The 21,262-nt window shown below is 73.3% G+C and carries 17 protein-coding genes; 8 read left to right on the top strand and 9 right to left on the bottom strand.

The window, feature by feature from the left end; translation table 11 throughout:
- Nucleotides 1–133: 133 nt before the first annotated feature.
- Nucleotides 134–382: a WhiB family transcriptional regulator gene (locus tag JOD95_RS12545; RefSeq protein WP_022904217.1), complete on the top strand. Its 249-nt coding sequence runs from the start codon at nt 134–136 to the stop codon at nt 380–382.
- Between the two features lie 246 nt (nt 383–628).
- Here JOD95_RS12545 and JOD95_RS12540 read toward each other — a convergent pair whose 3' ends face one another.
- Nucleotides 629–2,134 (bottom strand): sensor histidine kinase, encoded by a 1,506-nt coding sequence (locus JOD95_RS12540; protein WP_209685230.1) that lies wholly within the window; start codon nt 2,132–2,134, stop codon nt 629–631.
- 182 nt (nt 2,135–2,316) lie between these two features.
- Here JOD95_RS12540 and JOD95_RS12535 point away from each other — a divergent pair, with 182 nt between their 5' ends.
- Nucleotides 2,317–2,781, top strand: coding sequence for an Rv3235 family protein (locus tag JOD95_RS12535; protein WP_209685228.1), 465 nt, complete (start codon nt 2,317–2,319; stop codon nt 2,779–2,781).
- 76 nt (nt 2,782–2,857) lie between these two features.
- Here the strand turns inward: JOD95_RS12535 and secA are convergent, their stop codons facing one another.
- The 6 genes from secA to mtrA form a co-directional block, all read right to left on the bottom strand.
- Nucleotides 2,858–5,641 (bottom strand): preprotein translocase subunit SecA, encoded by a 2,784-nt coding sequence (gene secA / locus JOD95_RS12530; protein WP_209685226.1) that lies wholly within the window; start codon nt 5,639–5,641, stop codon nt 2,858–2,860.
- A 182-nt stretch (nt 5,642–5,823) separates the two neighbouring features.
- Complete coding sequence (gene hpf / locus JOD95_RS12525) at nt 5,824–6,525, bottom strand: ribosome hibernation-promoting factor, HPF/YfiA family (RefSeq protein ID WP_209685224.1); 702 nt, start codon at nt 6,523–6,525, stop codon at nt 5,824–5,826.
- Between the two features lie 219 nt (nt 6,526–6,744).
- A complete protein-coding gene (locus JOD95_RS16975) occupies nt 6,745–7,509 on the bottom strand; it encodes a phosphoribosyltransferase family protein (RefSeq protein ID WP_209685222.1) in 765 nt (254 codons plus the stop codon).
- 212 nt (nt 7,510–7,721) lie between these two features.
- Entirely contained in the window at nt 7,722–9,401 is a 1,680-nt protein-coding gene (locus JOD95_RS12515; protein ID WP_209685221.1) for an LpqB family beta-propeller domain-containing protein, read from the bottom strand.
- Complete coding sequence (gene mtrB / locus JOD95_RS12510; protein ID WP_307810441.1) at nt 9,401–11,110, bottom strand: MtrAB system histidine kinase MtrB; 1,710 nt, start codon at nt 11,108–11,110, stop codon at nt 9,401–9,403. The genes JOD95_RS12515 and mtrB overlap by 1 nt, the downstream gene beginning before the upstream one ends.
- A 5-nt stretch (nt 11,111–11,115) precedes the next feature.
- Nucleotides 11,116–11,790: an MtrAB system response regulator MtrA gene (gene mtrA, locus JOD95_RS12505; protein WP_066658387.1), complete on the bottom strand. Its 675-nt coding sequence runs from the start codon at nt 11,788–11,790 to the stop codon at nt 11,116–11,118.
- A 150-nt stretch (nt 11,791–11,940) separates the two neighbouring features.
- Here mtrA and JOD95_RS12500 point away from each other — a divergent pair, with 150 nt between their 5' ends.
- From JOD95_RS12500 to JOD95_RS12480, 5 genes are read left to right on the top strand one after another with little or no spacing between them, the layout of a single operon-like run.
- Nucleotides 11,941–13,344 carry a glycerophosphoryl diester phosphodiesterase membrane domain-containing protein gene (locus JOD95_RS12500; RefSeq protein ID WP_209685219.1) on the top strand — a complete coding sequence of 468 codons (1,404 nt, stop codon included), beginning with the start codon at nt 11,941–11,943 and terminating at the stop codon, nt 13,342–13,344.
- Nucleotides 13,341–13,976 carry a DUF4129 domain-containing protein gene (locus JOD95_RS12495; RefSeq protein ID WP_209685217.1) on the top strand — a complete coding sequence of 212 codons (636 nt, stop codon included), beginning with the start codon at nt 13,341–13,343 and terminating at the stop codon, nt 13,974–13,976. The genes JOD95_RS12500 and JOD95_RS12495 overlap by 4 nt, the downstream gene beginning before the upstream one ends.
- On the top strand, nt 13,973–15,229 hold the full coding sequence (locus JOD95_RS12490) for a DUF4350 domain-containing protein (protein ID WP_209685215.1): 1,257 nt from the start codon (nt 13,973–13,975) through the stop codon (nt 15,227–15,229). The genes JOD95_RS12495 and JOD95_RS12490 overlap by 4 nt, the downstream gene beginning before the upstream one ends.
- Complete coding sequence (locus JOD95_RS12485) at nt 15,226–16,293, top strand: AAA family ATPase (RefSeq protein WP_374191732.1); 1,068 nt, start codon at nt 15,226–15,228, stop codon at nt 16,291–16,293. Before JOD95_RS12490 ends, JOD95_RS12485 begins: the two co-directional genes overlap by 4 nt.
- Nucleotides 16,293–17,651: a DUF58 domain-containing protein gene (locus tag JOD95_RS12480; RefSeq protein WP_209685213.1), complete on the top strand. Its 1,359-nt coding sequence runs from the start codon at nt 16,293–16,295 to the stop codon at nt 17,649–17,651. The genes JOD95_RS12485 and JOD95_RS12480 overlap by 1 nt, the downstream gene beginning before the upstream one ends.
- Nucleotides 17,652–17,693: 42 nt before the next feature.
- Here the strand turns inward: JOD95_RS12480 and JOD95_RS12475 are convergent, their stop codons facing one another.
- Nucleotides 17,694–18,689 carry a stage II sporulation protein M gene (locus tag JOD95_RS12475; RefSeq protein ID WP_066654991.1) on the bottom strand — a complete coding sequence of 332 codons (996 nt, stop codon included), beginning with the start codon at nt 18,687–18,689 and terminating at the stop codon, nt 17,694–17,696.
- 62 nt (nt 18,690–18,751) lie between these two features.
- Between JOD95_RS12475 and JOD95_RS12470 the strand changes: the two genes are divergently transcribed.
- On the top strand, nt 18,752–19,621 hold the full coding sequence (locus JOD95_RS12470; protein ID WP_209685211.1) for an RDD family protein: 870 nt from the start codon (nt 18,752–18,754) through the stop codon (nt 19,619–19,621).
- Between the two features lie 59 nt (nt 19,622–19,680).
- On the opposite strand, the gene ahcY is transcribed toward JOD95_RS12470, so the two are convergent.
- Nucleotides 19,681–21,159 (bottom strand): adenosylhomocysteinase, encoded by a 1,479-nt coding sequence (gene ahcY, locus JOD95_RS12465; RefSeq protein WP_209685210.1) that lies wholly within the window; start codon nt 21,157–21,159, stop codon nt 19,681–19,683.
- Nucleotides 21,160–21,262 lie beyond the last annotated feature (103 nt).

The raw sequence follows: 21,262 nt of genomic DNA, 5'->3' as shown, positions 1-21,262 counted from the left end.
GCGGGCGTCAGACTCGCTCCCAGCGGAAGCCTCCCCCACAGGTTCCCCTCGTGCCCTGTGCATGCCAGCGTTCCGATCCCCGAGCCGCGGCCCCGGCCTGCCGTTCGAGCATCGACATCAAGGAGCACCACACATGGACTGGCGTGACCAGGCAGCCTGCCTCACCGCGGACCCCGAGCTCTTCTTCCCCGTTGGGAACACCGGACCGGCCGTCGACCAGATCGAGAAGGCGAAGTCGGTGTGCGCGCGGTGCACCGTGACCGAGATGTGCCTGCAGTACGCCCTCGAGAACAACCAGGACTCCGGTGTCTGGGGCGGCCTGAGCGAGGACGAGCGTCGTGCGCTGAAGCGCCGCGCTGCCCGCGCCCGCCGCGCCTCCTGACGCAGCACTCCTGACACGACGACGCCCGTCGCTCCCCCGGGAGCGACGGGCGTCGTCGTGCGCGCGAGCGTCGCAGGCGTGCGGTGCCGCCCGGGGTCGCCCGCGGGACCGCCGCCGTCGCCCGCCTCCGCCGTGGGACGGCCGCACAACCGGAAGCACCTCGCACCACGGATACCCGCGGCGCGAGGTGCTTCCGGTTGTGCACGGGCAACGGACGCCACACGAACACGCCCGCGACGCGTCGGCCTAGGCGGCGCCGGCGGCCGTCAGCCAGCGGAACGGGATCGTGATCGTGACCTCGGTCCCGCTGCCGGTGAGCGTGTGCCAGTCGATCGTGCCGCCGAGCTCGCCCTGGATGAGCGTGCGGACGATCTGCGTGCCGAGACCCGAGCCGACCTTGCCCTCGGGCAGGCCCACACCGTTGTCACGGACCTCGATGTCGAGGTGGTCGTCGGCGCGGTTCGCGACGATCTCGACCTCGCCGTCGCGCCCGTCGAGCCCGTGCTCCACGGCGTTCGTGACGAGCTCGGTGAGCCCGAGCGCGAGAGGCGTCGCGGCCTCGGAGGGCAGCACGCCGAACTCGCCGGTCTTCTTCGGGCGGACGGTGGTGTTGTGCGACGCGGCGACCTCGGTCACGAGCTTGAGCACCGAGTCGAACACCTCGTCGAAGTCGACGTTCTGGCTGAGACCGGTCGACAGGGTGTCGTGCACGACGGCGATCGCGGCGACACGGCGCATCGCGTTCTGCAGTGACGTGCGGGCCTCGTCGGAGTGGGTCCGTCGGGCCTGGATCCGCAGCAGCGACGCGACCGTCTGCAGGTTGTTCTTCACCCGGTGGTGGATCTCACGGATCGTCGCGTCCTTGGTGATGAGCTCACGCTCCTGGTGCCGCAGCTCGGTGACGTCGCGGCAGAGCACGATGGCGCCGATGCGCTCCCCGTGGTCACGCAGCGGGATCGACCGGAGCGACACCGTCACGCCCTTCGCCTCGACGTCGGCGCGCCACGGCGCACGACCGGTCACGACGAGCGGGAGGGACTCGTCCACGTCGAGCTTCGAGCCGATGAGCTCGGTGGTCACCTCGGCGAGGGACTTCCGCTCGAGCTCCCCCTCGAAGCCCATGCGGTTGAAGGCACTGAGGCCGTTCGGGCTCGCGAAGGTCACGGTGCCGTTCGTGTCGAGGCGGAGCAGACCGTCGCTCGCGCGGGGCGCGCCGCGGCGCGGACCAGCCGGCGCCCCGAGGTCGGGGAAGTCACCGGTCGCGATCATGCCGAACAGGTCGTTCGCGCTCGCGGTGAAGTTCAGCTCCTGGCGGCTCGGCGTCCGCATCTCGTCCTGGTTCGAGTGCCGGGTGACCACCGCGATCGGACGGTCGGTCGTCTCGGTGCTGTTCGTCGTCAGCCGGCGGAGCACGGGGATCGCACGGACCCGGGTCGGCGTGTCCTCGTACCAGTCCGGCTCGGCCGAGTCGACGACCGTGGCGCTCGCGAAGCACTGGGTGACCTGGTCGCGCCACTCCTCACGCATCTCCTGCCCGACGATGTCGCGGTAGAACAGGGTCGCCGCCGAGCTCGGACGCGCGTGCGCCACGGCCATGAACGAGCCGTCCACGGCCGTCGGCACCCACAGCACCATGTCCGCGAAGGAGAGGTCGGCGAGGAGCTGCCAGTCCCCCACGAGCAGGTGGAGCCACTCCACGTCCGCTTCCGAGGACCGGCCTTGCGCGAGGACGAGATCACTGAGGGTCGACACCCGGCAAGTCTAGGTGCGCCCGTCTGTGGAGAACGACGCCCCTCCACAAGCACGATGACGTCGGTATTTCACATGCGCCATTCGTCCGTACGCTCGGGACCGGAGGGGACATGGCGGCAGGAGAAGCGCGTCCGATCACGGCGGACGACCAGAGCGGACCGGTACCGCGGACGCTCGCGCCGGTGACCGGGACGACACCGAGGAGCGAGTCCGAGCACCGGGAGCTCGTGGCGGCGGGCAGGGGCCACCCCGACGTCGCGGACGGCGCCGAGGCCGGGACGTCGTCCGAGACCACGACCACGACGGCGACACCGGACGTCACCGACACGGCGCGGGCACTCGGGCTGTGCGTCGTCGAGGTCCTGACCGGTGGGCGCGAGGTCGACAGCATCGCGCGCTGGATCACCGAGGACGTGCAGCGGCACCTGCTGCAGCGTGCCGCCCTCGGCGCTCGAGCGCGGTCGATCGGGAGACGGTCCCGCGCCCGCCCGATCCTGCAGGTCGGGAGCGTCCGGGTCTGCGAGCCGGCGCCCGGCGTCGCTGAGGCAGCCGTGGTGGTGCACACGCGCAGCCACGCGCGTGCCGTCGCGCTCCGGCTCGAGCTGCGGCAGGGGCGTTGGCGAGCGACCGCGATCGGGGTGCTCTGATCCCGCACCGGGGACACGACGGACGGGAGGCGCGGTGCCGTCCGGCACCGCGCCTCCCGTCCGTCGTCGTGGGGCGTCAGCCCTTCTTGGCGGCCTGACGACGCTCCGCGCGGTTCCCCGCGGCGGCCTGACCGGAGGCGGTCGCCGCGTTGCCGAACGCCGACCCCTGCTCCGGGCCGGCGGCCTCTGCCTCGGCCTCGGCCTGAGCGCGCTGCGCGCGAGCGGTGGCGGCCTGCTCCAGGCGTCCGCGCTCGTCGCGCACCTCGACCTCGCCGTCGATCGACGGCGCCGAGTACTCGAGCCCGGTGGCCTCGGACTCCCCGAGCCCCTTCGCCTCGATGACCGCGTTGTCGCCGTCCGACTGCACCTGGACCTCGAGGTTGAACAGGTACCCGACCGACTCCTCGCGGATCTGGCCCATCATGCTCTGGAAGAGCGCGTAGCCCTCGCGCTGGTACTCGACCAGCGGGTCGCGCTGTGCCATCGCGCGGAGGCCGATGCCGTCCTTGAGGTAGTCCATCTCGTACAGGTGGTCCCGCCAACGACGGTCGATCACCGAGAGGACGACGCGGCGCTCGAGCTCGCGCATGGCCTCGTCACCGAGGAGCTCCTCACGCTGCTGGTACGCGAGCTTGGCGTCGGACAGGATCTCGCGTGCCAGGAACTCGCGCGTCGCCTTGCCCTTCGAACCGGCCTCGGTGATGACCTCGTCGATGGAGATCGAGATCGGGTACAGCGTGCCGAGCTCGGTCCACATCGCGTCGAGGTCCCAGTCGTCCGGGGAGCCCTCGCCGGTGTGCGTGTCGATGACGTCGTCGATCACGGCCTTGAGGAACGACTGCGCACGGTCGTTGATGTCGTCACCCTCGAGGATGTGACGACGGTCGCTGTAGATCGCCTCGCGCTGGCGGTTCAGGACGTCGTCGTACTTCAGGACGTTCTTGCGGATCTCCGCGTTGCGGCCCTCGACCTGCGCCTGGGCGGACCGGATCGCCCGGCTGACCAGCTTGTTCTCGATCGCCATGTCGTCCGGCACGTTCGAGCGGCCCATCAGGCTCTCGGCCGCACCGGAGTTGAACAGGCGCATCAGGTCGTCGGTCAGCGACAGGTAGAAGCGGCTCTCGCCCGGGTCGCCCTGACGACCGGAACGCCCTCGGAGCTGGTTGTCGATGCGGCGCGACTCGTGGCGCTCCGTACCGAGGACGTACAGACCGCCGGCGTCGCGGACCTTGTCGGCCTCTTCCTTGATCTCCGCCTTGACGCGGGCGAAGACGTCGTCCCAGGCGGCCTCGTACTCCTCCGGCGTCTCCGTCGGGGACAGGCCCTTGGCGTGCATCTCCTGCACGGCCAGGAACTCGGAGTTGCCGCCGAGCATGATGTCGGTACCGCGGCCGGCCATGTTCGTGGCGACCGTGACGGCTCCGAGTCGACCGGCCTGCGCGACGATCGCGGCCTCGCGGGCGTGGTTCTTCGCGTTGAGGACCTCGTGCTTGACGCCCTTCTTCGCGAGGAGCTTCGACAGGTACTCGGACTTCTCGACGCTCGTGGTGCCCACGAGGACCGGCTGGCCCTTCTCGTGGCGCTCGGCGATGTCGACGGCGACCTGCTCGAACTTCGCCTTCTCGTTCTTGTAGACGAGGTCGGTCTGGTCGATGCGCTGCATCGGCTTGTTCGTCGGGATGGGGACCACGCCGAGCTTGTAGGTCGACATGAACTCGGCCGCCTCGGTCTCGGCGGTACCGGTCATGCCGGAGAGCTTCTGGTACAGGCGGAAGTAGTTCTGCAGCGTGACGGTCGCGAGGGTCTGGTTCTCGGCCTTGACCTCGACGCCCTCCTTCGCCTCGATCGCCTGGTGGATGCCCTCGTTGTAGCGCCGGCCCATGAGGATGCGACCGGTGTGCTCGTCGACGATGAGCACCTCGCCGTTCATCACGACGTAGTCCTTGTCCTTCTTGAACAGGGCCACGGCCTTGATCGAGTTGTTCAGGAAGGAGATGAGCGGGGTGTTCGCCGACTCGTACAGGTTGTCGATGCCGAGGTAGTCCTCGACCTTCTCGATGCCGGGCTCGAGCACGCCGACCGTGCGCTTCTTCTCGTCGACCTCGTAGTCCTCGCCCGGGATCAGGCGGGTGGCGATCGACGCGAACTCGGTGAACCAGCGGTTCGCCTCGCCCGAGGACGGCCCCGAGATGATGAGCGGCGTGCGGGCCTCGTCGATGAGGATCGAGTCGACCTCGTCCACGATCGCGAAGTAGTGGCCGCGCTGCACCATGTCGGAGGCCTGCCACGCCATGTTGTCGCGCAGGTAGTCGAAGCCGAACTCGTTGTTCGTGCCGTAGGTGATGTCGGCCGCGTACTGCTCGCGGCGCTCGGCCGGCGACTGGTTCGCGATGATGCAGCCGGTGCTCATGCCGAGCGCACGGAAGACGCGCCCCATGATCTCGGACTGGTACGACGCGAGGAAGTCGTTGACCGTGATGACGTGCACGCCGCGCGACGGGATCGCGTTGAGGTAGGCGGCGGTCGTCGCGACGAGGGTCTTGCCCTCACCGGTCTTCATCTCGGCGATGTTGCCGAGGTGCAGGGCCGCGCCGCCCATGAGCTGCACGTCGAAGTGCCGCATGCCGAGGGTGCGCTTGGCTGCCTCGCGCACGGCGGCGAACGCCTCCGGCAGGAGGTCGTCGAGGGACTCCCCGTTGGCGTACCGCTCGCGGAGCTCCTTCGTCTCGTCCTGGAGCTCCTCGTCGGTGAGGCTCGCGAAGTCGTCCTCGAGGTCGTTGATGGCCGAGGCGTACGCCTTCAGCCGTCGGAGGGTCCGTCCTTCGCCGATGCGGAGGACCTTCTCCAGCACGTTTGCCACGTGAGCTCCTTACGGGGTCGTCGCGCACGACCTGCGCGATCCGAACAGCCAGTCATGCTAGCAACCCGCCGGAGCGCTGCGCTGGGAGACGGGCGGTGCACCGAGCAGGGACGGCCGACGAGGGCAGCGGGTGCGCACGGTCCGACGAGGAACGCACGCACCCGCTGGACGGCGACGGTGCGCTACGCGACGGCCGCTGACCCGACGGCGTCGGCGTCGGCGGTGCTGCCGTCCGCGCTCCCGTCGTCGATGCCGATCACGCCGTAGTCCCAGCCCTTGCGGCGGTAGACGACGCTCGGGCGCCGGGTCTCGGCGTCGACGAAGAGGTAGAAGTCGTGCCCGACCAGCTCCATGCGGTAGAGCGCGTCGTCGAGGGTCATCGGGGCCTCGGTGAAGACCTTCTGCCGGATGACCACGGGCGAGTACGGCTCGACGTCCTCGTCGTGCGACTCCTCGACCACGGGGACGGCACCGGTCGCGACGGTCTCGATGAGCCGTCCGTCGGCCGGCGTCACATCCATGTGCTCGAACCCGGTGCCGGCGGCCTCGGCCACCGAGGTCGGGCGGTGGCGACCGCGGTGCACCTTGCGGCGGTCACGTGCCCGACGCAGGCGCTCGGTGATGCGCGCGAAGGCGAGGTCGAACGCCGCGTACTTGTCCGAGGCGGCGGACTCGGCCCGCACGAGGGGCCCGGGGCCGATCAGGGTGAGTTCGACGCGGTCCTCGCCCTGGGCGCCGCCGGCCTTCTCGTTGTGGCGGCTGAGGCGCACCTCGAAGGCGAGGGCGCGGTCGGCGAGCACGTCGATCTTCTCGGACTTCTGTTCCACGTAGGTGCGGAATCGATCGGTGACCCCGACGTTCCGGCCCGTGATCGTCACGTCCATGTGGCGGCTCCCATCCGTACTTCGGCGCGTCGCCTCCATCCGGCGATCCCGAACGCCTTGCCGCGAGGCTAGACCCCCGGCTCGAGCGGCGTCACCACCCACCGGCGGGTCGCGCCGGACACCCACCGGACGCTCAGGCGTCGTCGGGCGTCCACCCGGCCGACCAGCCGCCGCACCCGCGGGGCCGGCGTACGACCCGTCCTGGTGCGGCCCGAGCGGTCACTCCTCGACCTCGGCGAGCGCGACGCACCGCACCACGCGACCCCCGGCCGCACGGACCGCGCGGACCGCCTCGGCCATGGTGACGCCGGTCGTGACCACGTCGTCGACCACCACGACGTCCCGACCCGCGACGTGCGCCGCACGGAGCGTGCCCACCGTCGCCTCGACCCGTTCGAGTGCCGTCCGCTCCTTCTGGCCGTGCGCGACGCGCGTCGTGGCCCGGGAGCCGGGACGGTCCGCGGGGACCCGCCGCCGGACTCGCCGGAGTGCCCGGCGCGGCGCGCGACGGGCCCGCCCACGCGCAGCACCCGCGCGGCGGAGCAGCAGGACGACCGGGTCGAACCCCCGTCGCCGCGCCCCGGCAGGCGACGGCGGCACGCGGACGAGCAGCGCTCCCGGGACGTCGGCCAGTGCCCGGCCGACGAGCGCACCGAACCGTGGCGCGAGCACCGGCACGAGGTCCGTCCGGCCACGGAGCTTCAGCTCGAGGACGAGGGCCCGCACGGTGTCCCGGTAGGCGAAGGCCGCGTCGAGTCGGACACCCGCGACCAGCCGGCGTCGCTGCGGCTCGGCGTCGAGTGCGTCACGGCAGGGCCGGCAGACCGCCCGGTCCGGCGCACCGCACCCGACGCAGGCCACGGGGAGCACGAGTCCGAGCACCGCGGCGACGGCGTCCGACCAGGCGGACGGGTCGGTGGGAGGTGCGGTGGGAGGGGCGCCGGCAGCGCGGGTGCGCCGGCGGCGCGGTTCGGTCCTGGACACAGGTCGATCGTGGCGCCCGGCACACCGCCGAGGTGGGCCGTCGCGGCGGACGGTGGACGAGCCTCCAGGCCGCGCCGCGTGTGCAGGAACGGCCGCGCCGCGTGTGCAGGGACGGTCGCACCGTCGGTGCAGGGACGGTCGCACCGTCGGTGCAGGGCCGACCCTGCGGCCCGCGCAGGGTCGGCCGCCCCGCAGGGGCGGCGCGTGCCGCGTCAGCGCTGGGTACCGAGCACGTCCGCGGTGACCCCCGTGGTGTCCCAGCGGCCGCCGGTGGACTGCAGGACCGTGCCGTCCGCCATGCGCAGCAGGACCGATCCGCCGCTGCCGCCCGCCACCGAGGACGCCGTCCCGTCCGGCTTCGGCAACGTCGTCGACTGGCCACCGACCGTCGACCGGACGACCTCGGGGCCGGCCTCCGTCTGCCCGACCGACACGACGTCGCTGTCGTTCACCCAGGCCGCACCGACGGCGTCACCCGTGGTCGCCTGCACGCGCACCGGCGAGCCGAGGCCCGTCGGCGTGCGGTCGCTGCCGCGGACGATCGCCATCACGTACAGGGCGGGCCCGTCGCCCGTCTCGATGAGGGCGAGCGCCCGTGTGGAGTCGCGGGAGACCTGGAACGAGACGAGCCGACCGCGTGGCAGCGTCGTGGCGACCTCGTGCGGGTCGCCACCCAGCCCGTACGCCGTCACCCGGCTCGTGTCGTCACCGCTGCCGACCCAGACGAAGCCGAGGTCGTCGAGCGTCGGCGGGACCAGTCCGTCGGTCGCGTCGATGCGGAGCGCGTCCCGACCGCGGACCACGACCACGCCGCTGGCGTTGCCCACCGCGGCGACCGTGCCGGACGTGGAGAGCGAGAACGACTCCGGGTCGAGGGAGGCGATCGTCGTGCTCGCGTCGCCGCCGAGGGCCGCGATCCGACCGTTGGTCGTCGCGTACCCGACCTCGTCGTCGCGGTCGACGAGCGGTCGCGGGTCGACGTCGGGGTTGAGACGCGCCGTCGCGTCCTGCTGCTCCGGCTCGGCGAAGGTCGCCCCCTCGATGGTGATCGAGACGGACGACACCGAGGCGACCGACGCGAGCGAGCGGGTCAGCTGCTCGCGCATGCGCGCCTTGTCCTCGCCGCTCGAACCGAGGGCGTCGCGCGACAGGTCGACGAGCGCGGAGCCGTTCTCGATCGTGACCGCGTTGAGCGAGAGCTGCGTCCCCTCCGGGAAGGCCGACACGACGGCGCCCTTGAGCCAGTCGGACGGCCCGGCCAGCAGCGCACTGGCGATGCGGGTGCTCGTGGACGACCGGGCGAGGAACCACCGTTCGTCGGGCACCAGGTAGCGGTACGTCGGGTCGAAGAAGTAGAGCGCGTGCTGCTGGAACTGCGACTCGAAGCTCACCGGCGTGAGGATGATCCCGTCCGGGGCGTAGGCGATCCGCCACTCCCCGTCCTCGCGGACGAACTGGAACGTCAGGGTCGACGTCGTCGGCCGGACCGCCTGGGTGTACTCGCCGTCGGCGTCGACGGTCGCACTGGCGGTCAGCGTGTAGGTGAGCTCGCGGTCGGCGACCCGCTCGATCGCGCCGCTGCCCTGCAGGACGGTGACGCCGCGGCGCGGGTTCCACTTCTCGGCGAACCCCGTGGCGAGGAACTCGCGGGCGGTGCCGTAGTCGTCCTGCGCGCCGGTGCCGGCGGCGACGAAGCCGCGCAGGATCGCGGTCTGGTCCATGCCCGCGACCGGTCGGTCCGGGCGGAGCTCGAAGCCGGAGATCGCCTCGTCCTTCACCGACTGCCCGGTACGCACGCCGCCACCCGTCGGGATCGCCGCGCACGCCGAGAGGGCGACCACGGAGAGCGCCGCGAGCGTCACCACCACCAGGGTCCGGAGTCGTGCGCGCATCAGTCCTCCCCCCGGACGGCGCGGGGGCCGTCGTAGGTCTCGTCGAGTTCGGGCAGCGGGATGGCGGAGGTCGCGGTGCCGAGCGACTCGCCACGCGGCAGGGTCAGCACGAACGTCGAGCCCTCGCCGGGGCGCGACCACACGTCGATCCGACCGCCGTGCAGGTTCGCGTCCCCGAGGGAGATCGCGAGACCGAGGCCGGTGCCGCCGATGGTGCGCTTGCGGCTCGGGTCGGCGCGCCAGAAGCGGTCGAACACCCGCGCTGCGTCCTCCGGTGGCATCCCGACGCCCTGGTCACGGACCGCGATCGCCACGGACCGGGAGTCGCTGTCGACGACGACCTGGACGGGCTTCGCGTCACCGTGCTCGACCGCGTTGCCGACCAGGTTCCGCAGGATCCGCCGGATGCGCTTCGCGTCGAGCTGCATCGTGGTGTGGCCGCCGGGGGTGACGAGCTGCAGGTCGACGCCGGCGCGGTCGGCGAGCGGGCGGAACTCCTCGACGATGTCGGCGGCGAGCGCGGCGGGCACGACGGGTTCGGTGTCGAGCTGCACCGCCTGGGCGTCGTACCGGGAGATCTCGAGCAGGTCGGCCAGCAGCAGTTCGAAGCGCTCGACCTGTGCGTGCAGGAGCTCGGCGGACCGGCTCACCGACGGCTCGAAGGCGTGCCGCGAGTCGTAGAGCATGTCGCCCGCGAGCCGGATCGTGGTCAACGGCGTGCGGAGCTCGTGGGACACGTCGGACACGAAGCGCTGCTGCACGCGGGAGAGCTCGGCGAGCTGGGTGATCTGCCGGCTGACCGCGTCGGCCATGTCGTTGAAGCTGCGCGCGAGGATCGCGATGTCGTCGTGGCCCCGGACCGGGATGCGCTCGTCGAGCCGGCCGGCGGCGATCTTGCGACTCGTCTCGGCGGCACCGCGGATCGGCACGACGACGAGCCGCACCACGAGCGAGGTGACGAGCGCGATGAGGACGATCAGTGCGACGCCGCCGACCGACAGCGTCTGTGACACGAAGTCGAGGGTCTGCTGCGCGTCGGACAGGTCGTACACGATGTAGAGCTCGTACTGTCCGGCGCTCGGGACCTGCAGGACGGACCCGACGGCCAGGCCCGGCTCGCGCCGCCCGTCGTCGTCGAGCTGCACGGGCTGCAGGCTCAGTCGCCCGGTGTCCTTCCCGACCTCGCGGCGCAGGGCGTCGGTGATCACGGCGTCCGGGAAGCCCTGGCTCGCGAGGTTCTGCAGCGTCTGGGGCGTCGACTGGCCGGGCGTCCGCTCGATGGCGATGCTCGTGCCGCCCGGGCTCGTCGTGTTCGAGAGGATCGCCTGCTGCGCCTCGCTCTGCAGGGTCTCCAGCTCGGTCTGGTTGTTGTCCTCGGCCGCGGTCGCCGCGTCGAAGATGCCCTGCGCGACGATCGTCGCCCGGGCCGACTCGGACTCGATCTGGTCGCGGCGCTGCGCGTAGACGTTGTTCGAGATGCTGATCATGACCGCGGTGCCGATGACGGCGACCGCGAGGCCGGTCGTCGCGACGGTGATCGCGACGCTGCGCACCATGAGCGACCGGCGCCACAGCCAGGCGACCGCGTACCACCCGCGACGGAGCCAGCGGCGGAGCCGACGCCGCAAACGGGCGGCGCGACCGGGGAACCCGCGGCCGGCCCGCGGTGCGCCCCCGCCCGCCGCGGTCCCGGACGACGCCGACGGCACGGTGCTCAGGCTCCTCCGGCCCGGTAGCCGACACCGCGGACGGTGGTGACGATCTTCGGGTTGTCCGGGTCGTGCTCGATCTTCGCGCGGAGCCGCTGCACGTGGACGTTCACGAGCCGGGTGTCCGCCTTGTAGTGGTAGCCCCAGACCTGGTCGAGCAGCATCTCGCGGGTGAAGACCTGGTTCGGCTTCTCGGCGAGCGCGCGGAGCAGGTCGAACTCGAGCGGGGTGAGCGCGATCACCGTGTCGCCGCGACGGACCTCGTGCGCGGCGACGTCGACGGTCAGGTCGCCCGCGTGCAGCACCGACGCGTCCCCCGCCGTCGGCCGCAGCCGCGTCTTGATGCGCGCGACGAGCTCCTTCGGGTTGAACGGCTTGACGACGTAGTCGTCGGCACCGTTCTCGAGGCCGGCGACGACGTCGGCGGTGTCGCCCTTCGCCGTCAGCATGATGATCGGGGTGCCGCTGTCCGCGCGGATCCGCTTGCAGACCTCGATGCCGTCGATCCCCGGCAGCATGACGTCGAGCAGCACGAGGTCGGGCTTCGTGCTGTGGAACGTCTCGACGGCGTCGTTGCCGTCGGCGCTGAACTCCGGGTCGTACCCCTCGGAACGGAGGACGATGCCGATCATCTCGGCGAGGGCCTGGTCGTCGTCGACGACGAGGATGCGCGGTGTCATGTGCATGGACTCCGTGGGACGGGCGGCGGTGCCGAGAGCCGGCACCCACAGTCACGATAGCCGAGCACCCGTCGCACCGGGATCTTGCGACAGTATGGGTGCACGGTCGCGCGTTCCGCTGCGCGACACGAGCACGACGAGGGGGCGGCGATGGCCGACTGGCAGGTTCCGGGATCCGGTGGGGGCGAGGACCGGACGGGAGGCCCGTCCCACCCCGCAGGGCAGCCGTCGTCCGCCGGGTGGTCGGGGCAGCAGCCGTGGCCGGCCCAGCAGGGCTGGCAGCAGCACGCCGGCCCCGGGCGTCCCGGTCCCGGTCCGCAGCGACCGCCGGCGCAGCGCCCGGTCGTCCCGCTCCGTCCGCTCGGCCTGGGCGACGTGCTCGCGGGGGCGTTCACGGTGTTCCGGCGGAACCCGCGCGTCCTGCTCCTCTGGAGCCTGCTGCTCAGCGGTGTGCTCGGGCTCCTCGCGACGCTGGCGAGCACCTTCGGGCAGCAGTCGCTGCAGGCGCGCATGTCGTCGGCGGTCGAGGCCGGCGGGAGCGGCGCGGGGGACGTCGTCGCCGGGTCCGTGACCCTCTTCCTCGTGCTCTCGGTCGGGCTGCCCTTCCTGGCCTACCTGGGCCGGGCCTTCCTCGTCGCGCCGGTCGCGGCGGACACCGGGCAGCGCGTGCTCGGGCGCCGCGCGAGCTTCCGCGGCCTCTGGGCGCTCCTCGCCGGTCGGCGGTGGCCGGTCCTCGCGTGGATCCTGCTGCAGCTCGCCGCGGGCCTGGTCCTCGGCGCGGTGTTCGGCGGACTCGTGGTCGGCATCGCGGCCGGTCTGGTCGCGGGTCGCTCCGGCATCGGCGGCTTCATCGGCGCGTTCTTCCTGCTCGCCCTCGGCGCACTCGTCGTGGTCGCCTGGCTGGCGACGAGGTTCGCGTTCACCGTCCCCACGATCGCCCTCGAGGGCCGGGGCGTCTTCTCGGCAGCGGCGCAGTCGTGGCGACTCACCCGCGGGGCGTTCTGGCGCACCTTCGGCATCGTCCTGCTCGTCCAGGTCGCATTCGGGATCGCGGGGTCGATCGCGTCGATCCCGCTCACGTTCGGCACGGTCCTGGCCATCGGCGCCTTCGACCCGCTCGGGCAGACGGGCGCGGCCGCCGGTGTGGGCGTCGGGGCCGTCGTGGCCATCGTGCTCGGTGCGCTGCTGTCCATCGCCGTGCAGTGCGTCACCGACGTGCTCAGCGCCTCGGTCCTGACCTTCCTCGCCCTCGACCGCCGCATCCGCACCGAGGCGCTCGACCAGCGGATCGCCGCGCACCTGGACACCGGGGAGCCGTCGGACCCGTTCGCACCGGCGCCCGCCGTCGCCCGCCCGCCGTGGCCCGGTCAGCAGGGGCCCGGACAGCAGGGCCCCGGACAGCCCTGGCCCGGACAGCAGGGCCCCGGACAGCCCTGGCCGGGTCAGCCGTCGACGCAGCAGTGGCCCGGCCCGCAGCAGCCCACGCAGCAGTGGCCCGGCCCACAGCAGCCGTCGCAGCAGTGGCCGGGGCAACCGTGGCCGGGCGGCTCGTGACGCTCGGTCCGGACGAGGCACGTCGACTGCTCGAACGCGAGCTCGAGCGAGCCGACTACGACGGTGCGCGCGCGACCTGGTGGGACCGGGCCTCGCGCCACGTGCTCGAGTGGCTCGGGTCCTTCCGCCCGGGCGGCGGGCTGGACTCCCCCGTCCTCGGGCAGTCCGTGCTCTGGATCGCGGTCGTCGTGCTCGTGGCGGTCGTCGTGCTCGTGGTCGTCGCCCGCGGTCTCCCCCGTCGCCGGGCCCGCACCGCGCGGTCCGACGACGGGAGCGTCTTCGACGCCGACGACGTCCGGTCCGCCCGCGAGCTCGGCGACGCCGCCCGCTCCGCCCTGCGCGCGGGCGACTGGTCCGCCGCGGTCCTCGACGGGTACCGCGCCGTCGCGCGCGGACTCGCCGAACGCGACCTCGCGCGCGAGGTCCCCGGCGCCACGGCACGGGCCGTCGCCGGCCGCGCGGCACGGTGGTTCCCCGACCACGCGGACCGGATCGACCGGGCAGCGCGCGCCTTCGACGACGTCCGGTACCTCGGCACCGAGGCCGACGAGGCCACGGCACGCTCGGTCATCGACACCGAGGCGACGGTGCGCGGTGCCCGACCCGCGGTCGCACCGGCGGTGTCGACGTGAGCGCCGCCGCGACCGCGACCCGCGTCGTCCGCGCCCCGGGCAGGCTCGGTCGTGTCGCCTTCTGGGTCGTCATCGTGCTCGTCGGCCTGCTGCTCGCCGGGCTCACCGCGGCGGTGCAGTCCTCCACCGACCCGTCCCGCGAGCCGCTCGACCCGGCCTCGACGACGGCGAGCGGTGCCCGGGCGCTCGTCCGGGTGCTCGAACAGCAGGGCACCCGGGTCGACGTGGTCGACCGCGTGGACGGCCTCGACGGCGACGCACTCCGCGGTGCGACGGTGCTGGTCGACGACTCCGCCGGCGCCCTCGACGCCGGGGTCGCCCGCCGACTCGGTCGCTCGGCCGAGCACGTCGTCCTGGTCACCACGGACCAGGCCGCACTCGACGCCCTGGGCCTCGACGTGGTCGCCGCCGGCCCCGTGCTCGGGGACGACACCGTCGCGACCACCGGGTGCGCCGTCCCGGCCGTCGCCGCCGCCGAGCGCATCACCACGAGCGGCCAGGGCTACCGCCCGCCGTCGGACGGCCCCGTCCCGTCCGGCACCGACCTCTGCGCCACGACCGGCAGCGGGGACGACCGCGTCGCCGGCATCGTCCGGACCGCCACGCCCGGCGGCGACGTCACCCTGGTCGGCACGACGGGGGCGCTGCGGAACGACACGATCACGACCGCGGGCAACGCCGCCTTCGCACTCGACCTGCTCGGTTCCGGTGACCGGCTCGTCTGGTACACGCCGACCCGGACGTCGGCCGACGCCGCGCCGACGATCGGCTCGCTCGCACCGTCGTGGGTGCCCGGCGCCCTGCTGCTGCTCGGCCTCGTCGCGGTCGCGGCCGGTGTCTGGCGCGGTCGCCGGCTCGGGCCGCTCGTCGTGGAACGGATGCCCGTGGTCGTCCGCGCCTCCGAGACCACCGAGGGGCGCGCACGCCTCTACGCCAGGACCCGGGACCGCACGCACGCGCTGGACACCCTGCGGCTCGCAGCGCTCCGACGGGTCGGGCACCGCCTCGGGCTCCCCCGCAGTGCGCACGTCGACGAGGTCGTCCGTGCCGCGGCCCGCGCGACCGGTCGTCCCGACCCCGCCGTCGGCGCCGTCCTGGTGGGCGGCCCGACGACCGACGACCGTGCGCTCCGCGACGGCGCAGCGGCCCTGGGCAAGCTCGAGCGTGCCGTCCGCGCGGCGACCGGCGCCCCCGTCCCGCAGACCTCCACCCCCCGAACGCCCCACCGCAACCGACGAGGAGCACGACCGTGACCGATCCGTCACCCGCCCAGGAACCGAACGGCACGACCCGGACCGACGCTGCGTCCACCACCAGGACGCGGCCCGCCACGGAACCGGACGCCACGGCACGCCCGACCGGCGGCACCGACGCGCTCCGGGACGCCTTCGGCCGGCTCCGCGCCGAGGTGGGCAAGGCCGTCGTCGGCCAGGAGGGCGCCGTGTCCGGGATGATCGTCGGCATCCTCGCGCAGGGCCACGTCCTGCTCGAGGGCGTCCCCGGCGTCGCGAAGACGCTGCTGGTGCGCAGCCTCGCAGCGGCCATGTCGCTCGACACGAAGCGCATCCAGTTCACCCCGGACCTGATGCCCGGGGACGTCACGGGCTCGCTCGTGTTCGACGCGTCGACCGGCACCTTCCCGTTCCGCGAGGGCCCGGTCTTCACGAACGTGCTGCTCGCCGACGAGGTGAACCGCACGCCGCCGAAGACGCAGTCCGCACTGCTCGAGGCGATGGAGGAACGCCAGGTCAGCGTGGACGGCGCCGCGCGGCCGCTGCCCGACCCGTTCTTCGTCGCCGCGACGATGAACCCCATCGAGTTCGAGGGGACCTACACGCTGCCGGAGGCGCAGCTCGACCGCTTCCTGATGAAGCTCACGCTCGACGTGCCGCCCCGGGACGTCGAGTGGCAGGTGCTCCGTCGGCACGCGGACGGCTTCGTCCCGCGGGACGTCAGGTCCGCCGGAGTCCGGCCGGTGCTCGGCGTCGACGAGGTCCTCGCGGCGCAGCGGGCCGTCCGCGCGGTGGGGGCGCGCGACGACGTCCTGGCGTACGTGGTCGACCTCGCCCGCGCCACCCGGCAGGCGCCGTCCGTCCGCATCGGCGTGAGCCCCCGCGGTGCGACGGCGCTCCTCGCCGCCGCGAAGGCGTGGGCGTGGCTCACCGGCTACGACGCGATCACACCGGACCACGTGCAGGCGATGCTCCTGCCGGTCTGGCGGCACCGGCTGCGCGTGGCCGCGGACGCCGAGCTCGAGGGCGTCGGGGTGGACGGGGTGCTGCAGCAGGTCGTCGAGCAGGTCCGGGTGCCCTTCTAGTGGCCGTCTCCGGTCGCTTCGTCGCGCTCCTGGCGGTCGCGATCGTCCCCACGGTGCTGCTCGGCAGTGCCTGGGGCGGCGTGGCGTGGGCGGCCGTCGTGGTGCTCGCCGCCGGGCTCGACGTCCTGCTCGCCGCCGATCCGGGCTCGGTCCGCGTCGAGCGACGGATGCCGCAGCTGGTCCGACGCGGCAGCACCGCCGACGGCACGCTCGTCCTGGCGAACGACGGACGTCGGCCGCTGCGCGCGGTCGTCCGGGACATGTGGGAGCCCTCCGCCGGCCACGGGCCGCACCGGATCCGCTCGACGGTGCCCGCCGGGGAACGCCGGACCGCCCGGGTGCGCTTCACGCCCTTCCGTCGCGGCCGTCGCACCAGCGCCGGGGTCGCCGTCCGGTCCTTCGGCCCGCTCGGCCTCGCCGCCCGGCAGGCCGTCCTGGACGCGCCCGGTGCGCTGGTGGTCACGCCGCCCTTCCGGTCGCGTCGGCACCTGCCCTCCCGGCTCGCCCGGCTCCGCGAACTCGACGGTGAGACCACCCTGCAACTGCGGGGTCACGGGACGGAGTTCGACTCCCTGCGCGACTACGTGCGCGGCGACGACGTGCGGTCGATCGACTGGCGCGCGACCGCCCGGCGGCAGGACCTGGTCGTCCGGACGTGGCGACCGGAGCGTGACCGCCGCGTCGTCATCGTCGTCGATGCCGGTCGTGCCGGCGCCGGACGCGTCGACGACGAGCCGCGGCTCGACACGTTCATCGAGTCCGCGCTGCTGCTCGGCGCGCTCGCGACGGCTGCCGGCGACCGGGTCGAGCTGGTCGTGCTCGACGACACCGTCCGCGACCGGGTCCACGGTGCGACGCGGACCGACGTGGTGCGACGCTTCGGCGAACGGCTCGCACTCGCCGAGCCGGGCCTCGCGGCGACGGCCTGGTCGGCGGTCCCGGCAGCCGTCGACGCCGTGACGACCTCACGTTCGTTCGTCGTGCTCCTGTCGAGCCTGGACTCCGTCGGCGCCTCGGCCGACCTGCTCGCGGTGCTCCCCCGGCTCGCGCGACGGCACGCCGTCGTCGTCACGAGCATCGCGGACCCGGCCGTCGAGCGGATGGCGAGCGGGGTCACCGGAGCCGGTCACGGGACACCGGAGCAGCGGGACGGACGGATGTCGCGCCTCCTGGCCGGGTCCGGTGCCGAGCGCGACGTCTACCGACGAGCGGCCGCGGAACGGACCCTGCTCGACGCGGACGGCGTCGGGGACGTCGCACGCCGGGCCGGCGCCGAGGTCGTGCGCGGTGGGCCCGGGGCCGTGCCACCGGCCGTCGCCGACGCGTACGTCCGCGCGAAGGCGGCCGGCCGGCTCTGAGCCGCGGGCGGCGGGCGCACGACCCACGGCGCAGCCCTCGGCTCAGCCCGCGGTGAGCGCCGTCGCGCCGCGCTCGAACTCCTCGACGTCACCGCGCTCACCCGCGCGGAACGCACGGCCGCCGAGCACCCACTGGTACCAGAGCACCGCGGCCAGTGCGACCGTGCCGATCCCGATCTTCACCGGCCACGGCCAGTCCTGGCGGGTCACCACGCCCTCGACCAGCCCGGAGAGGAGCAGGGTGAGCGCGAGACCGACCGCGACCGTGAGGAGGGCTCGACCGTCCTCCGCCAGGGCCTGCGCCCGCGTGCGCGCACCGGGGGCGATCCACGACCAGCAGATCATCAGGCCGGCGGCACCGGCGAGGAAGACCGAGTACAGCTCGAGCTGACCGTGCGGAGCGATCCAGAGGAAGAAGTCGCCGAGCCGCCCCTGCGAGTGCATGATCGCCGCGGAGACGCCGAGGCTCACCGCGTTCTGCACGATCGACACCGGGACGTAGAGCCCCGTGATGCCGAAGGCCACCATGCGTGCCGCGATGAAGGCGTTGTTCGACCACACCTGCGCGGTGAACGCCCCCAGGCCGTGGTCGGAGTAGTACGCCTGGAAGTCCTCCGTCGCGTACTGCCGCAGGGCCTCCGGCGTGCCGAACGTCGTGACCGCTCCCGGGGTCGACGCGATCCACACGGCCACGATCGCCGTGATCGCGACCGTTGCCGCCGCGACCCAGACCGTGACCCAGCGGATGCGGTACAGCGCCGCCGGGAGGTGCCGCGCGAAGAACGTCGTGACGGCGGTCAGGGGGTCGACCGGCGTGCCCGTGAAGCGCAGTCGTGCGCGGAACACGGTGCGGGACAGGCGGTCCCCGACCGCGGAGCCGGGCGCGACGCCGCGGACCCGCGCGAGGTCGGTCGCGACCTCCTGGTAGCCGCTGACCAGCCGGTCCGCGTCCGCGCCCGACCCGTGTCGGGCGCGGGCGAGCCGGTCGACCTCGTCCCAGCGGTCGCCGTGCACCGCGCTGTAGGCCTCCAGGTCCACGTGCCTCCCCCGATCGCACACACCGGGCCCCCGAGGGGACCCGCTCACGACAGAATGATCCCATGGGGAAGACGCGCGTGCCACGCGACCTGTCCGACGCCCGCTTCGGCGGGACGCTCGACGAGACCGCCGACGAGCTCGTCGTCGGCGAGGCCGTCGCGCTCGACGTGCAGCCGGCCGGCATCGTGCTGCGACTCGCGGCGGCGCTGCTCGACGGGGTCTGCCTCGTGGCGCTGCTCGCCATGCTGCTGTTCGGGCTCGCGAGGGTGTGGCCGCCCGGCGCCGACACCGTGTGGCTGTTCCCCCTCGGCATCGGGGCCGCGGTGACGGTGCTCGTGCTCGTCCCGGCCGGGGTCGAGACCGTCACGCGGGGCAAGAGCGTCGGACGGTACGCCGCCGGGACCCGGGTGGTGCGGGTCGACGGAGGCGCGATCGGGTTCCGGCACGCCTTCACCCGCGCACTGGTCGGGCTGCTCGAGCTCTGGTCCACCCTGGGCTCCGTCGCGTTCGTCGTGGCGCTGTTCGGCTCGCGCCCCAGACGCCTCGGCGACCTGCTCGCCGGCACCTTCGTGCAGCACGAACGCGGCGCACGTCGGCGCGACGTGGAGGTCCTGCTGCCGGTCGAACTCGTGCCGTGGGCAGCGGTGGCGGACGTGTCGGCGCTGCCGCAGCGGCTCGAGGACCGCCTCGGGGCCTTCTTCCGGTCGGCCGGCGACCTACGGCCGGAAGCGCGCGAGACCGCCGCGCGGATGCTCGCGGCGGCGGTCGCGGAGCACGCCTCCCCGGTGCCGGACGTCCACCCCGAGGTGTTCCTCGCGGGCGTCGTCGCCGTGCGGCGGGAGCGCGACGTGCGGGCACTGCGGGCGCGGGCAGCACTGCTCGACGGAGCGGCGGCCGTCGCCGGGGCGCGGCCGCCGGGCTTCCCGCGCTGAGGAGCTGGCGCCGCCCCGCGCGGCGACGGGAGCCGCGCAGCAGCGCGGCGCCGGTGCGGTCAGTACCGGTAGTGGTCCGGCTTGTAGGGGCCCTCGACGGGCACACCGATGTAGGCGGCCTGCTCCGGCCGGAGCTCGGTGAGCCGGACCCCGAGGGCGTCGAGGTGCAGGCGCGCGACCTTCTCGTCCAGGTGCTTCGGCAGCACGGAGACCCCCGTCGGGTACTCCTCGCGCCTCGTGTGCAGTTCGATCTGCGCCAGGACCTGGTTCGTGAACGAGTTGCTCATCACGAACGAGGGGTGCCCCGTCGCGTTGCCGAGGTTCATCAGCCGTCCCTCGCTCAGCACCAGGACCGAGCGGCCGTTCGGCAGCCGCCACTCGTGCACCTGCGGCTTGATCTCGACCTTCTCGACCCCCGGCAGCGCCTCGAGCCCCGCCATGTCGATCTCGTTGTCGAAGTGTCCGACGTTCGCGACGACCGCCAGGTGCTTCAGCGCGAGCACCTCGTCGACCCCGACGACGCCGAGGTTGCCGGTGCAGGTCACCACGATGTCGACCTCGCCGGCGACGTCCGCCAGCCGGGCGACCTGGTAGCCGTCCATCGCCGCCTGCAGTGCGCAGATCGGGTCGACCTCGGACACGACGACCCGGGCGCCCTGGCCGCGGAGCGCCTCGGCGGCGCCCTTGCCGACGTCTCCGTAGCCCACGACGAAGGCGACCTTGCCGCCGATGAGCACGTCGGTTGCCCGGTTGAGCCCGTCGGGCAGCGAGTGCCGGATGCCGTACTTGTTGTCGAACTTGGACTTCGTCACCGAGTCGTTGACGTTGATCGCCGGGAAGCGCAGCTCGCCCTTCCGAGCGAGCTCGTACAACCGGTGCACGCCCGTGGTGGTCTCCTCGGTGACGCCCTGCACCTCGGCCGCGATGCGGGTCCAGCGGTCGGTGGAGCGCTCGAGCGACGCGGCGACGGTCGCGAGCACGATCCGCCACTCGGCGCTCGCGTCGGCCCCCGGCTCCGGAGCACGTCCGGCGGCCTCGGCGTCCGCACCGGTGTGCAGGAGCATCGTCGCGTCCCCGCCGTCGTCGAGGATGAGGTTCGGCCCCGTCCACGACTCCCCCGCGGCAGCGGCCTCGACGCTCCAGTCGAAGATGCGGTCGGTGCACCACCAGTACTCGTCGAGCGTCTCGCCCTTCCACGCGAACACCGGGACGCCCGCGGGTGACGCCGGGGTCCCCGTCGGCCCCACAGCGACCGCCGCGGCGGCCTCGTCCTGCGTGGAGAAGATGTTGCAGCTCGCCCAACGGACCTGCGCGCCGAGGGCCACGAGGGTCTCGATGAGGACCGCGGTCTGCACGGTCATGTGCAGGGACCCGGCGATCCGCGCACCGGCGAGCGGCTGCGACGGCCCGAACTCCTGACGCAGGGCCATCAGGCCCGGCATCTCGTTCTCGGCCAGGCGGATCTGGTGGCGACCCGCCTCGGCGAGGGCGAGGTCGGCGACGCGGAACGGGGCGGCGGTGCGGGTCTCGGTCGACATGGCGTCAGTCTGGCACGCCGGGAGGCGCGGACCGTCAGACGACGTCACGGACGTCGGGCGGGCCTCCAGGCCGCACCGGGAGACGCTGGACGGACCGGCTCAC

The organism is Curtobacterium sp. 1310, assembly GCF_017834105.1.
In the GTDB taxonomy this organism is placed as follows: Bacteria; Actinomycetota; Actinomycetes; order Actinomycetales; family Microbacteriaceae; genus Curtobacterium.
Note: the sequence above shows the minus strand (reverse complement) of the source record. Positions and strands in the feature narration are given on the sequence as shown.